Origin of the sequence: Scandinavium sp. M-37, from assembly GCF_043558715.1 — a bacterium.
GTDB classification, from domain to species: Bacteria; Pseudomonadota; Gammaproteobacteria; order Enterobacterales; family Enterobacteriaceae; genus Scandinavium; species Scandinavium vulneris_A.
In genome coordinates, this window is sequence record NZ_JBIGIN010000059.1 from 1 (window position 1) to 14,003 (window position 14,003).

12 protein-coding genes and 1 other RNA gene are annotated in these 14,003 nt (G+C 54.3%); 10 read left to right on the plus strand and 3 right to left on the minus strand.

Features of this window, described 5'->3' with window-relative positions:
• Window positions 1–79: 79 nt before the first annotated feature.
• Both rprA and ydiK read right to left on the minus strand, forming a co-directional pair.
• Window positions 80–187, minus strand: an RNA gene (gene rprA, locus ACG0Z5_RS23165) — antisense sRNA RprA.
• Window positions 188–380: 193 nt separating this feature from the next.
• Window positions 381–1,505, minus strand: coding sequence for an AI-2E family transporter YdiK (ydiK, locus tag ACG0Z5_RS23170; protein WP_394451432.1), 1,125 nt, complete (start codon window positions 1,503–1,505; stop codon window positions 381–383).
• 228 nt (window positions 1,506–1,733) lie between these two features.
• Here ydiK and ACG0Z5_RS23175 point away from each other — a divergent pair, with 228 nt between their 5' ends.
• From ACG0Z5_RS23175 to ACG0Z5_RS23220, 10 genes are all read left to right on the plus strand, one after another.
• Window positions 1,734–4,790 carry an FAD-binding and (Fe-S)-binding domain-containing protein gene (locus ACG0Z5_RS23175; RefSeq protein ID WP_394451434.1) on the plus strand — a complete coding sequence of 1,019 codons (3,057 nt, stop codon included), beginning with the start codon at window positions 1,734–1,736 and terminating at the stop codon, window positions 4,788–4,790.
• Window positions 4,787–5,197: a 1,4-dihydroxy-2-naphthoyl-CoA hydrolase gene (menI, locus tag ACG0Z5_RS23180; RefSeq protein WP_394451436.1), complete on the plus strand. Its 411-nt coding sequence runs from the start codon at window positions 4,787–4,789 to the stop codon at window positions 5,195–5,197. Before ACG0Z5_RS23175 ends, menI begins: the two co-directional genes overlap by 4 nt.
• 258 nt (window positions 5,198–5,455) lie before the next feature.
• On the plus strand, window positions 5,456–6,370 hold the full coding sequence (gene lpxP, locus ACG0Z5_RS23185; RefSeq protein ID WP_394451438.1) for a kdo(2)-lipid IV(A) palmitoleoyltransferase: 915 nt from the start codon (window positions 5,456–5,458) through the stop codon (window positions 6,368–6,370).
• Between the two features lie 335 nt (window positions 6,371–6,705).
• Window positions 6,706–7,080 (plus strand): Fe-S cluster assembly scaffold SufA, encoded by a 375-nt coding sequence (gene sufA / locus ACG0Z5_RS23190; protein WP_394451440.1) that lies wholly within the window; start codon window positions 6,706–6,708, stop codon window positions 7,078–7,080.
• Between the two features lie 2 nt (window positions 7,081–7,082).
• Window positions 7,083–8,570, plus strand: coding sequence for a Fe-S cluster assembly protein SufB (gene sufB, locus ACG0Z5_RS23195; protein ID WP_394451441.1), 1,488 nt, complete (start codon window positions 7,083–7,085; stop codon window positions 8,568–8,570).
• A 16-nt stretch (window positions 8,571–8,586) separates the two neighbouring features.
• Window positions 8,587–9,333, plus strand: coding sequence for a Fe-S cluster assembly ATPase SufC (gene sufC / locus ACG0Z5_RS23200; RefSeq protein WP_394451443.1), 747 nt, complete (start codon window positions 8,587–8,589; stop codon window positions 9,331–9,333).
• Entirely contained in the window at window positions 9,308–10,588 is a 1,281-nt protein-coding gene (sufD, locus tag ACG0Z5_RS23205; RefSeq protein WP_394451445.1) for a Fe-S cluster assembly protein SufD, read from the plus strand. The genes sufC and sufD overlap by 26 nt, the downstream gene beginning before the upstream one ends.
• Window positions 10,585–11,805 (plus strand): cysteine desulfurase SufS, encoded by a 1,221-nt coding sequence (gene sufS / locus ACG0Z5_RS23210; RefSeq protein ID WP_394451447.1) that lies wholly within the window; start codon window positions 10,585–10,587, stop codon window positions 11,803–11,805. The genes sufD and sufS overlap by 4 nt, the downstream gene beginning before the upstream one ends.
• A 12-nt stretch (window positions 11,806–11,817) precedes the next feature.
• Window positions 11,818–12,234 (plus strand): cysteine desulfuration protein SufE, encoded by a 417-nt coding sequence (sufE, locus tag ACG0Z5_RS23215; RefSeq protein WP_394451449.1) that lies wholly within the window; start codon window positions 11,818–11,820, stop codon window positions 12,232–12,234.
• A gap of 114 nt (window positions 12,235–12,348) precedes the next feature.
• A complete protein-coding gene (locus ACG0Z5_RS23220; protein WP_394451451.1) occupies window positions 12,349–13,353 on the plus strand; it encodes a L,D-transpeptidase family protein in 1,005 nt (334 codons plus the stop codon).
• Window positions 13,354–13,420: 67 nt separating this feature from the next.
• Here the strand turns inward: ACG0Z5_RS23220 and ACG0Z5_RS23225 are convergent, their stop codons facing one another.
• Complete coding sequence (locus tag ACG0Z5_RS23225) at window positions 13,421–13,657, minus strand: major outer membrane lipoprotein (protein ID WP_002908860.1); 237 nt, start codon at window positions 13,655–13,657, stop codon at window positions 13,421–13,423.
• Between the last annotated feature and the right edge of the window lie 346 nt (window positions 13,658–14,003).

Genomic DNA, 14,003 nt, shown 5'->3' on the forward strand with positions numbered 1-14,003 from the left:
GCTGGTTAGTGTTTTGGCGAATACAAAACTAACCACTTTTACCGCCGTTTTCTATTGATTCACGCTTAACCGCGATGAACCAAAAAAAAGCCCATCGTGGGAGATGGGCAAAGACTACACACAGCAATTCGTTGTTTCACTCAGGGGATTTCCATGCTTATAAATCAATGTGTTGATCTATAACCGTGAGCTAATAGTAGGCATGCAGAATTTTTGCGTCGATCAGATTGGTCTTAATCGTTAAAAAAAGGTAAAGAATCTGCGAGCTTGACCAGGACGATCCTGACGAAATGAGGTGGAAATGCTGTGCGGAGAGGGGATAACAATAAGCAATGCTTAAGTATCAGGCCCGGAGCGCTGATGTCTCCGGGCCAGGACAATCAGTTGCTGAGGTTCTCAGGCGCGGTTTCCTGCGCCTCAAGTTCTTCAAGCACCTCTTCAGGGTCGTCAGACGGCGGTGGAACTTCATGCACCCACGCATCAAACAGCCGCCAGGAGACAGCCAGCAGTACCGGGCCAATGAACAGGCCAATCATGCCAAAGGCGATCAAGCCGCCGATAACGCCGGTGAGGATTAGCACCATCGGCAAATCGGCACCCATACGAATCAGCACCGGGCGGATGAAGTTATCCATAGTGCCGACCACACAGCTCCACACCAGCAGCACCGTGCCCCAGGTAGTATCCCCGGTCCAGTACAGCCAGATGATAGACGGGACGAGGACGACCAACGGCCCAAGCTGAACCAGACAGGAGAAGAGCATGACTACCGTCAGCAGCGTCGCATAAGGCACACCGGAAATAGCCAGACCGATACCGCCGAGCACCGCCTGTACCAGCGCGGTGACTACCACGCCGAGCGCCACCGCACGGATAGCCTGACCGGCCAGCACAACCGCTGCATCACCGCGTTTTGCTGCCAGACGAGTGGCAAAATAACGCACGCCGTAAGCCACTTTTTCACCCTGCCAGTACAGCAGGGCGCTGAACAGCAGCATCAGGCCACAGTGCATCATAAAGCGACCGATATGCGCGGCCTGGCCGACAAACCAGGTGGTAGTGGAGCCGATGTACGGTCGAACTTTCGCCATAATCGCATTTCCACCCATATCCAGCAGACCATGCCAACCGGTGTACAGCTTCGCACCCACCATCGGGATGCTTTTAAGCCAGCCGAGATCCGGCGGAGTTATCGAGCCCGATGATATAGCGTGAACCAAGGGCGTGCTGCCATCGACCAGGCTGTTCACTAACAAGGCGATAGGGATAACGAACAGTAAAAAGAGCAGCAGGGTCATCACCAGTACCGCCAGTGAACGTCGGCCAAACAGCAGTCGCTGCAGCTTGATAAGCACCGGCCAGGTTGCGATTACAATGGTTCCTGCCCAGGCAAAGCCCAGAACGAAGGGTCGAACTATCCATAAACACGCCACAATCATGAGGCTTAAAAACAGCACCGAGAGCAGGATTTGCGGTAAATCCCGGGGCCGGTTAAGGGTTGTCATACGTTTTATACCTTTGTGGTTACGCTCCATCATGGGGCGCTGATGATAAATCCATTTACTGATAATAATATCAACAATTTCGTGACCATGATCACCTTGAAATCCACTAAGCGGATAAGTAAAAAATGTGATACAACATTTAGGTTATACGCAAACGATAAAACAGCTATTAGAACATCGTTCAAAACACAACCGTCCACACAACTTAGTCAGGCAGGGTCAAGCGTCATGATCCCACAGATTTCTCAGGCACCCGGCGTTGTACAGCTGGTGTTGAATTTTTTGCAGGCACTGGAGCAACAAGGTTTTACCGGCGAGACCGCCACCCGTTACGCCGACAGGCTGACGATGGCGACGGATAACAGTATTTACCAACTCCTCCCCGATGCCGTCGTATTTCCCCGTTCAACCGCCGATGTGGCGCTGCTCTCACGCATTGCCGATGAAGAGCGATTCCGTTCGCTCATCTTCACCCCGCGAGGCGGCGGCACAGGCACCAACGGTCAGGCCCTGAATCAGGGCATCATCATTGATATGTCCCGTCATATGAATCGCATCATCGAAATCAACCCCGAAGAGGGTTGGGTGCGGGTCGAAGCCGGGGTTATCAAAGATCAGCTTAATCAATTTTTGAAACCTTACGGCTATTTCTTTGCGCCGGAGCTTTCCACCAGTAACCGCGCGACGCTTGGCGGGATGATCAATACCGATGCGTCAGGGCAAGGGTCGCTGGTGTACGGCAAAACCTCGGACCACGTGCTTGGGGTGCGGGCTGTGCTGCTCGGGGGCGATATTCTCGACACCCAACCGATGCCGGTGATGCTGGCGGAAACGCTGGCGAAAGAACAGTCGGCGAGCGGGCGTATTTACCGCACGGTGTATGAGCGCTGCAAAGAAAACCGGCAGTTGATTATCGACAAATTCCCGAAACTGAACCGCTTCCTGACCGGCTATGACCTGCGTCACGTGTTCAATGATGAGATGACAGAGTTCGACCTGACCCGCGTATTAACCGGGTCGGAAGGCACGCTGGCGTTCATCACCGAAGCGCGGCTGGATATCACCCGTCTGCCGAAAGTGCGCCGCCTGGTGAACGTGAAGTATGACTCCTTTGACTCGGCGCTGCGCAATGCCCCGTTTATGGTCGAGGCCCGCGCGCTGTCGGTGGAAACCGTCGATTCGAAAGTGCTGAATCTGGCGCGGGAAGACATCGTCTGGCACTCGGTGAACGAACTCATTACCGACGTTGTGGACAAAGAGATGCTTGGGCTGAACATCGTCGAGTTTGCGGGCGATGACTCAGCCTTGATTGAAAGCCAGGTCACCGCGTTGTGCCAGCGCCTCGATGCGCTGATGACCGCAGGCGAGGGCGGGGTGATCGGCTGGCAGCTGTGCAATGAACTGGACGGTATCGAACGCATTTATGCAATGCGTAAGAAAGCGGTAGGTCTGCTCGGAAACGCCAAAGGCGCGGCAAAACCGATTCCGTTCGCGGAAGACACCTGCGTTCCACCGGAGCATTTGGCAGACTACATCGTTGAATTCCGTGCGCTGCTCGATGCGCATGGCCTGAGCTACGGGATGTTCGGCCACGTTGACGCCGGGGTATTACACGTGCGTCCGGCGCTGGATATGTGCGACCCGCAGCAGGAAATCCTGATGAAACAGATTTCCGATGAGGTGGTGGCCCTGACGGCAAAATACGGCGGCCTGCTGTGGGGTGAACACGGCAAAGGCTTCCGGGCCGAATACAGTCCGGCATTCTTCGGCGAAACCCTGTATGGCGAACTGCGTAAGGTGAAGGCGGCGTTCGACCCCAATAACCGCCTCAACCCCGGCAAAATCTGCCCACCGGAAGGCCTCGATGCGCCGATGATGAAAGTCGATGCGGTTAAGCGCGGCACGTTCGACCGACAAATCCCGATTGCGGTGCGCAGTTCCTGGCGCGGCGCGATGGAGTGTAACGGCAACGGTTTGTGCTTTAACTTCGATGCCAAAAGCCCGATGTGTCCGTCGATGAAAATCACCAGCAACCGGATGCATTCCCCGAAAGGCCGTGCCACGCTGGTGCGTGAATGGCTGCGTCTGCTGGCCGATCGCGGCGTGGACCCATTGAAGCTGGAAAAAGAGCTGCCGGGGAAACGCGCCAGCCTGCGAGCGCTGATTGAACGGACCCGCAATAGCTGGCACGCCAATAAGGGCGAGTACGATTTTTCGCATGAAGTGAAAGAGGCGATGTCCGGCTGCCTGGCGTGTAAAGCCTGTTCGACTCAGTGTCCGATTAAAATCGACGTGCCGGAGTTCCGTTCGCGCTTCCTGCAGCTGTATCACACCCGTTATTTACGTCCGCTACGCGATCACGTGGTGGCCACGGTAGAAAGTTACGCCCCGCTGATGGCCCGTGCCCCAAAGACCTTTAACTTCTTCATTAGCCAGCCGTGGGTGAAGAGCCTGTCGAAGAAACATATCGGCATGATTGACCTGCCGCTGTTGTCTACGCCGTCATTGCGGCAGCAACTGGTCGGGCACCGTTCGGCGAACATGACCCTCGAACAGCTCGAGGCGCTCAGCCCGGAACAAAAAGCGAAGACGGTACTGGTGGTGCAGGATCCGTTCACCAGCTACTACGACGCGCAGGTGGTGGCTGATTTTATTCGCCTGGTAGAAAAGGTGGGCTATCAGCCAGTGGTGCTGCCATTCTCGCCCAACGGCAAAGCGCAGCACATTAAAGGATTCCTTGAACGCTTTGCGAAAACCGCGAAGAAAACCGCCGATTTCCTCAGCCGCGTGGCGCAACTCGACATGCCCATGGTCGGCGTAGACCCCGCGCTGGTGCTCTGTTATCGCGATGAATACAAGCAAACGCTCGGCGATCAACGCGGTGATTTCCAGGTGCAACTGGTACATGAATGGTTACCGACGGCGCTGGAAAACAGTGAGGTGCGCGAGGTGAGCGGTGAAGCCTGGTATCTGTTTGTCCACTGTACGGAAGTGACCGCGCTGCCGATGGCGCCTAAACAGTGGGCGGCGATATTCGCGCGTTTCGGCGCAAAACTGGAAAGTGTGAGCGTCGGCTGCTGCGGCATGGCGGGCACCTATGGTCATGAGGTGAAGAATCTCGAAAACTCGCTCGGTATCTACGCACTATCATGGCAGCAGGCGATGCAACGCCTGCCCCGCAATCGCTGTCTGGCGACGGGCTATTCCTGTCGTAGCCAGGTGAAGCGCGTGGAGGGCAGCGGTGTTCGCCATCCGTTACAGGCTTTACTGGAGATAATAGGATGATCTGGAAACGTAGCGCCTCGCTTGAAAAGCTCAACGCCATGGGAGAGGGCAACATGGTCGGCCTGCTGGATATTCGTTTTGAACGTCTGAGTGACGACAGCCTGGAGGCCACGATGCCGGTTGACAGCCGCACTCATCAGCCATTCGGTCTGTTGCATGGCGGCGCGTCAGTGGTGCTGGCAGAAACGCTTGGGTCAGTGGCGGGGTATTTGTGCACCGAGGGCGACGAGAAAGTGGTCGGCGTGGAAGTGAACGCCAATCACCTTCGATCGGTCCGGAGCGGGCGCGTGCGCGGCGTCTGCAAAGCGCTTCACGCCGGGCGTCGGCACCAGGTATGGCAGATAGATATCTTCGACGAGCAGGGCAAATTGTGCTGTTCGTCGAGGCTCACAACCGCAGTGGTGTGAATAACGGAATAACATTAAGAAGATTAGCGCGGTAATTAACCGCGCATAAACATCAGAATGCTCCCGTTTTATTTCTGACCACTTAAGGGTAGCTTCAGATTAATTCACTATCTTTTTGCAGGCAGATGTAGCATTCTGATTCTTGGTTGAACACGCGTTTAACTAACGTCAAAATTAACAACGTACCGCCTAAAGATTGATGATTTTCTTCGTTTTTTCCTTACGCGTTACTGGTACACATGTTTACAGGAATTAACGATGGCAAAAGCCTTCGACACAGCGCTGTTGCACCCTCGTAACTGGTTAACCTGGTTCGGTTTAGGTGTCCTCTGGCTGATAGTCCAACTCCCTTATCCCTTGCTTTACCTCATCGGCTCATCGCTCGGCCGTGCCTCTCGTCCCTTTTTGAAAAGAAGAGAAAAGATTGCGTCAAGAAATCTAACGCTCTGTTTTCCGGAGATGACTGACGAGGCAAAAGAAAAGCTCATCGAACAAAACTTTATTTCTCTCGGCATGGGGTTAATTGAAACCGGCATGGCCTGGTTCTGGAGCGATGCCCGGGTTAAAAAATGGTTTGACGTTGAAGGGTATGAGAACCTGACCAAAGCGCTGGAAACGCAAAAAGGCGTGATGGTGGTTGGCGTACACTTTATGTCGCTGGAACTCGGCGGCAGAACCATGGGTTTGTGCCGACCAATGATGGCTACCTATCGTCCGCATAACAGCAAATTGATGGAGTGGGTGCAAACCAAAGGTCGCCTGCGTTCCAACAAAGCGATGATCGATCGCCGTAACCTGCGTGGTCTGGTCACTGCGCTGAAACACGGCGAAGCGGTGTGGTTTGCACCGGATCAGGATTACGGCCCGAAAGGCAGCACCTTTGCGCCGTTCTTTAATGTGCAGCAAGCGGCGACCACCAACGGTACGTTTGTTCTTCAGCGTCTGTCAGGCTCCGCTCTGCTGACGATCACTATGGTGCGTAAAGCGAATAACCGTGGCTATAGCCTGTTCATCAGTGAACCGTTGAAAGATTATCCGACGGAGGACGAGTTCCTGGCCGCGAGCTACATGAACAAGGTGATTGAAAGAGAGATCCTGCGTGCGCCTGAACAATATCTTTGGGTACACCGCCGTTTCAAAACCCGTCCGGCGGGTCAGGCATCACTGTACTGACTTAGCTCAGTGTATTGTGAAAGCCCTGAGGTTAACTGCCTCAGGGCTTTTTTGTTGGCATTGCAGGCCGAAATCCTATCTCATAAATCGGTATTTTCTATACATCTTTTCATTGCCGTATTTTCCCCCCGCGTTTCTGACCAAAGCAGTTATTTTTCAATGCATTGAACAATTTCCAATCCACCTGTTCACCCTGTGCACAGGGTCTATGCTTAGTAAAAGGCCTCCAATGCAGGTATTCCTGTGAAAGCCCCTGCTGGCAAGGGGTTGAAGTGAGAATCATTATCACTAACATAAGGGGATGGCCTGGTGGCTTCAACTGAAAAGGTGGACCTATGGAATTGCAATCACAAACCTTCAACCCCGCTGACTTTGCATGGCGTGGCATAAGCCTGACGCCCGCGGCGGCGGCGCATGTCTGCGAGCTGGCGGTCAAGCAGGGCGTGCTAGGGATTCGGCTGGGGATTAAAACTTCCGGCTGCGCAGGTTTTGCTTACGTACTGGATACCGTGACCGAGCCGAAAGCGGACGATTTGTTGTTCGAAGTGGACGGCGCGAAACTGTGGGTGCCGTTACAGGCGATGCCGTTTATCGACGGGACAGAAGTCGATTACGTGCGTGAAGGCTTAAACCAAATCTTTAAGTTCCACAATCCGAAGGCGCAGCATGAATGTGGCTGTGGCGAAAGTTTTGGCGTGCAGGCGGAGTAACTATGTCTCGTAATACTGAAGCAACTGACGATGTCAAAACCTGGGCCGGCGGTCAGCTCAACTATAAAGAAGGGTTCTTTACCCAACTACAGACCGATGAACTGGCGAAAGGGATCAGCGAGGAAGTGGTGCGTGCAATTTCAGCCAAACGTAATGAGCCGGAGTGGATGCTCGAGTTTCGCCTGAACGCCTACCGGGCGTGGGTTGAGATGGAAGAGCCGCACTGGCTGAAAGCCCATTATGACAAGCTGAACTACCAGGATTACAGCTATTACTCTGCGCCATCCTGTGGCAACTGTGATGAAACCTGCGCCTCAGAACCCGGCGCGGTGCAGCAAACCGGCGCCAATACTTTCCTGAGTCAGGAAGTTGAAGACGCGTTTGGCTTGCTCGGCGTGCCGGTGCGTGAAGGGCGAGAAGTGGCGGTCGACGCGATTTTTGACTCCGTTTCCGTCGCTACCACCTACCGGGAAAAGCTGGGTGAACAGGGCATCATTTTCTGTTCATTTGGCGAGGCTATCCACGATTACCCCAATCTGGTGCAGAAATATCTCGGCACGGTAGTGCCCAGCAACGATAACTTCTTTGCCGCACTTAACGCGGCGGTAGCGTCCGACGGCACGTTTATTTATGTGCCAAAAGGCGTGCGCTGCCCGATGGAGCTGTCTACCTATTTCCGAATTAACGCCGAAAAAACCGGCCAGTTTGAACGGACGATCCTGGTGGCCGATGAAGGCAGCTATGTCAGCTATATCGAAGGCTGTTCGGCCCCGGTGCGCGACAGCTATCAGCTGCATGCGGCGGTGGTGGAAGTCATCATCCACAAAGACGCCGAAGTGAAATACTCCACGGTACAGAACTGGTTCCCTGGGGATAACAACACCGGCGGCATTCTGAACTTCGTCACGAAGCGTGCGCTGTGCGAAGGCGAAAACAGCAAGATGTCATGGACGCAGTCGGAAACCGGGTCGGCCATCACCTGGAAATACCCAAGCTGTATTCTGCGCGGAGACAACTCAATTGGTGAATTTTTCTCGGTAGCGCTGACCAGTGGCCATCAGCAGGCCGATACCGGCACCAAGATGATCCACATCGGCAAGAACACTAAATCGACCATTATCTCGAAAGGCATCTCTGCCGGACATAGCCAGAACAGCTACCGTGGCTTAGTGAAAATCATGCCAACGGCGACCAATGCGCGCAATTTTACCCAGTGTGATTCGATGCTGATTGGCCCTGACAGCGGGGCACACACCTTCCCGTACGTGGAGTGTCGCAATAACACCGCCCAGCTTGAGCACGAGGCGACCACCTCCCGTATCGGCGAAGACCAGCTGTTCTACTGTTTGCAGCGTGGCATCAGTGAAGACGACGCGATTTCAATGATCGTTAACGGTTTCTGTAAGGACGTATTCTCAGAACTGCCGCTGGAGTTCGCGGTGGAAGCGCAAAAACTGCTGGCCATCAGCCTCGAACACAGCGTCGGTTAAGGATTAAGGGACACACATGTTAAGTATTAAAGATTTACAGGTTGCAGTTGAAGATAAAGAGATCCTGCGCGGGCTGAACCTCGAGATTCGCCCGGGGGAAGTCCATGCCATTATGGGACCAAACGGTTCCGGGAAAAGTACGCTTTCTGCCACCCTGGCCGGGCGCGAAGATTATGAAGTCACTGGCGGAACGGTAGAGTTTAAAGGCAAAGACTTGCTCGAACTGGCACCGGAAGACCGTGCCGGAGAAGGTATTTTCATGGCTTTCCAGTATCCGGTCGAAATCCCGGGCGTCAGCAACCAGTTCTTCCTGCAGACCGCGCTCAATGCGGTGCGAGAGTATCGCGGCCAGGAAACGCTGGACCGCTTTGATTTTCAGGATCTGATGGAAGAGAAAATCAAACTGCTGAAAATGCCGGAAGATTTGCTCACCCGGTCGGTCAACGTTGGTTTCTCCGGTGGTGAAAAAAAACGCAACGACATTTTGCAAATGGCGGTGCTGGAGCCTGAGCTGTGCATTCTGGATGAATCGGATTCCGGGCTGGACATTGACGCCCTGAAAATTGTCTCAGACGGCGTGAATGCGCTGCGCGATGGCAAGCGGGCGTTCATCATCGTTACCCACTATCAGCGTATTCTGGACTACATCAAACCCGATTTTGTCCACGTGTTGTATCAGGGCCGTATCGTGAAGTCCGGCGATTTCACGCTGGTTAAACAGCTGGAGGAGCAGGGCTATGGCTGGCTTACCGAACAGCAGTAACGCGCTGCAACAGTGGCATCATCTGTTCGAAGCGCAAGGTGATGCGCGCACGTCGTATTCGGAACAGCACCTGCAACAGATGCTGCGACTCGGCCTGCCAACGCGTAAACAAGAGAACTGGAAATACACCCCGCTGGACGGGCTGCTCAATAGCCAGTTTGTCAGTATCGAAACGTCAATCACTGCCGAGCAGCGGGATGTGCTCTCGTTGCCGGTACACGCTCTGCGTCTGGTGTTTGTGAACGGTCAGTTCAGCGCCGCGCTGAGCGACTCCTTCAATAGCATTAACGACTGCGGCTATCGCATCACGGTCGATAACGCCCGTGAAACGCTGCCCGCGCCGGTGCAGTCTGAGGTATTTCTGCATCTCACCGAAAGCCTGGCGCAGACGGTGACCCACATTCAGGTGGCACGAAATCAGCGGCCCACGAAGCCGTTGCTGTTGATGCATATCACCGAAGGCACCGGCGGTGAGGAGATGAATACCGCCCATTATCGGCATCATCTGGAACTGGCGCAGGGCGCAGAGGCGACGATTATCGAGCATTTCGTTAGCCTGAATGACACCCGGCATTTCACCGGTTCTCGCCTGACGATGCAGCTGGCGGACAACGCCCATTTGCAGCATATCAAACTCGCGTTTGAGAACCCGACCAGCTATCACTTCGCCCATAACGATATACAGCTCGGCCAGGATGCCAGCGCGGCAAGCCACAGCTTCCTGCTGGGCGGCGCGGTACTGCGCCACAACACCAGTACCCAGTTGAATGGCGAAAACACCACCCTGCGGATTAACAGTCTGGCGATGCCGGTGAATAACGAGGTGTGCGACACCCGGACCTGGCTTGAGCACAACAAAGGGTATTGCAACAGCCGCCAGTTGCATAAAACCATCGTCAGCGATAAAGGGCGAGCGGTGTTTAACGGGCTGATCAACGTGGCGCAGCACGCAATTAAAACTGACGGGCAGATGACCAATAACAACCTCCTGTTGGGGCGTCTGGCGGAAGTCGACACCAAGCCGCAGCTGGAAATCTATGCCGACGACGTGAAATGCAGCCACGGGGCGACCATCGGACGTATCGACGATGAGCAGCTGTTCTATCTGCGATCGCGTGGGATTAAGCAACAGGCCGCGCAGCAGATGATTATTTATGCGTTTGCCGCGGAACTGACCGAAGCCATCACCGATGCGGTTATCAGGCAGGAAGTGCTGGCGAGGATTGGTCAGCGTTTGCCGGGGGGAAGAGCATGACATTTTCCATTGAGCGGGTGCGCGCTGATTTTCCGGTACTGACCCGAGAGGTGAATGGGCAGCCGCTGGCGTATCTCGATAGCGCCGCCAGCGCGCAGAAACCCAATGCGGTGATTGACGCCGAGGCGGAGTTTTATCGCCACGGCTACGCGGCGGTGCATCGCGGGATTCATACCTTGAGTGCCGAAGCCACGGCGCGGATGGAACAGGTGCGCCAGCAGGCGGCTAACTTCCTCCACGCCCGCTCGGCTGAAGAGCTGGTGTTTGTGCGCGGCACCACCGAAGGGATAAACCTTGTGGCCAACAGTTGGGGCGGAAGCAACGTCGGACCGGGTGACAACATCATCATCAGCCAGATGGAGCACCACGCTAATATTGTGCCGTGGCAGATGCTGTGTGCCCGCACCGGAGCAGAACTGCGGGTGATCCCACTCAATCCCGACGGCACGCTGCAGCTCGATGCGGTGCCGGGTCTGTTTGACGCACGCACCAAACTGCTGGCGATAACCCAGGTGTCAAATGTCCTCGGAACTGAAAATCCGGTGCAGGCGCTGACCGAGCTGGCACATCAGCATGGGGCGAAAGTGCTGGTGGACGGGGCGCAGGCGGTGATGCATCACGTGGTGGATGTGCAACAACTTGACTGCGACTTCTACGTCTTCTCGGCGCATAAACTGTATGGCCCTACGGGCATCGGCATCCTGTATGTAAAAGAGCAGATTTTACAGGAGATGCCGCCATGGGAAGGTGGCGGGTCGATGATTGCCACCGTCAGCCTGACCGAAGGCACGACGTGGGCGAAAGCACCGTGGCGTTTTGAAGCGGGCACCCCGAATACCGGCGGCATTATCGCCCTGGGAGCCGCGTTAGATTACGTTAGCGGCCTGGGGCTTGAGAACATTGCCGATTACGAGCAAACGCTGATGCATTATGCGCTAGCCGAGCTGGGAACGGTGCCCGACCTGAGGCTGTATGGCCCTGCGGAGCGGCTCGGGGTGGTGGCGTTTAATTTGGGTCAACATCATGCCTACGACGTCGGCAGTTTCCTCGATAATTACGGTATCGCGGTGCGCACGGGCCATCATTGCGCGATGCCGCTGATGGCGTTTTATAACGTGCCCGCCATGTGTCGCGCGTCGTTTGCGATGTATAACACGGTTGAAGAAGTCGACCGGCTGGTGGCAGGATTAAAACGTATTCACCGATTACTGGGCTGACAGGGAGGCTCTATGGCCGCATTGCCGGACAAAGATAAACTGTTGCGTAACTTTAGTCGTTGCGACAACTGGGAAGAAAAATACCTGTATATCATCGAGCTGGGCCAGCGTTTGGCCCCGCTAAGCGATGAGGCGCACAGTCCTGAAAACATTATTCAGGGCTGCCAGAGTCAGGTATGGATAGTGATGCAGCGCAACGCTGAAGGTCGTATCGAACTACAGGGTGACAGTGACGCGGCTATTGTAAAAGGCCTGATCGCAGTGGTTTTTATTCTGTATCACCAGATGACCGCACAAGATATTTTGGCCTTTGATGTGCGCCCGTGGTTTGAAAAAATGGCGCTTACCCAACACCTCACGCCCTCACGTTCGCAGGGGCTCGAAGCGATGATCCGCGCAATTCGCACGCAGGCTCTCAGTTTTAGCTAAACTAACAATAACGGTAATCGTACTGCTTTCATTCTGTTAGGCGAGGTGGGGATCCCACCTCGCAGGTTGTTCAGCGTTCTGACGTTCTGTCAGTGAAAAAAGGGAAACTCAGATATGAAACGCGCGTCTCTACTCACTCTTATGCTGTTAGGTGCTCTCGGCGCGTCTCAGGCCGCCAGAGCGGTTGAATATACCTTACCCGCCAGCGGTAGCCGCCTGGTGGGGCAAAACCAGACGTACACGGTGCAGGAGGGCGATAATAGCCTGCAAACTATCGCCCGGCGATTTGATACCGCAGCGATGATTATTCTTGAAGCCAATAACACCATCGCACCAGTGCCTAAACCGGGCACGGAAGTGATCATTCCCCTGCAATTGCTACTGCCTGACGTGCCGCGAGAGGGGATTGTGGTGAACCTGGCAGAGCTACGCCTCTATTACTTCCCGCCGGACGGAAATAGCGTGCAGGTCTATCCCTTAGGCATTGGGCAACTCGGGCTGGAAACGCCGGAAATGACCACTCGCGTCGGGCAGAAAATCCCTAATCCAACCTGGACACCTACGGCGGGTATTCGCCAGCGATCTCTTGAGAAAGGCATCACTCTGCCACCCGTCGTTCCCGCCGGGCCAAATAATCCACTGGGACGCTTTGCGCTGCGTCTGGCGTACGGCAACGGTGAATACCTGATCCACGGTACCAACGCGCAGAGCAGCGTCGGGCTTCGCGTCAGCTCCGGCTGTATGCGCATGTTTACCGATGACATTAAAGCGTTGTTCGCGCAGGTGCGGGTGGGAACCCCGGTAAGGGTTATCAACCAGCCGGTGAAATACTCCATTGAGCCAAACGGCAAGCGCTATATGGAAGTGCATCGTCCACTTACCCAGGATGAAACGCAGAATCCGCAGACGATGGCTTATGTGCTGCCAGTGGGCTATGCGCAGTTCGCGAATGATAAGGGCACAGACAAAGTGATGGCGGAGAAAGCGATGTATCGTCGGGCGGGTATTCCGGTTGTTGTGTCTTCCGGTACTACGTCAATGACGGATGGGCAAACGCCAGTGCTTTCAGTGCAGAATGGCACCCCAACCACAGCGAATGAAACGCGGGTAATGCAATAAAGCGGAAAGGTGTTTTACAGATAAAAAAAATGGCGCACAATGTGCGCCATTTTTATTACAGGTACTCTTACTTACGGTAAGAGTGAGCCTGGTTGTCCAGACGCTGGTTAGCGCGTGCTGCGTCATCTTTAGCAGCCTGAACGTCAGAACGCATTGCGTTCACGTCGTTGCTCAGCTGGTCAACTTTAGCGTTCAGAGTCTGAACGTCAGAAGACAGCTGATCGATTTTAGCATTGCTGGAGCAACCTGCCAGCAGAGTAGAACCCAGGATTACCGCGCCCAGTACCAGTTTAGTACGATTCATTATTAATACCCTCTAGATTGAGTTAATCTCCATGTAGCGTTACAAGTATTACACAAAGTTTTTTATGTTGAGAATATTTTTTTGATGGGAATACGCTTATTTTTGATCGTTCGCTCAAAGAAGCAACGAACCGGGCCAAAAACGCCAAAAAGCTGTGTGAAAACAGTACGCTTTCATCGGATTCATCTTAAATAATCTAAACTTAAATAGTGAAATCCGATTTGCTTTTTTATTAAAGACAGCTATCGAAGGAATAAAAAAAGGTTCATCGCGCCTTACCGGGGAACGCTGCTTTTATCTTCATAAAAAAGTAGTCGTTATCCCGGTATCCGTATGCCATTCGTTT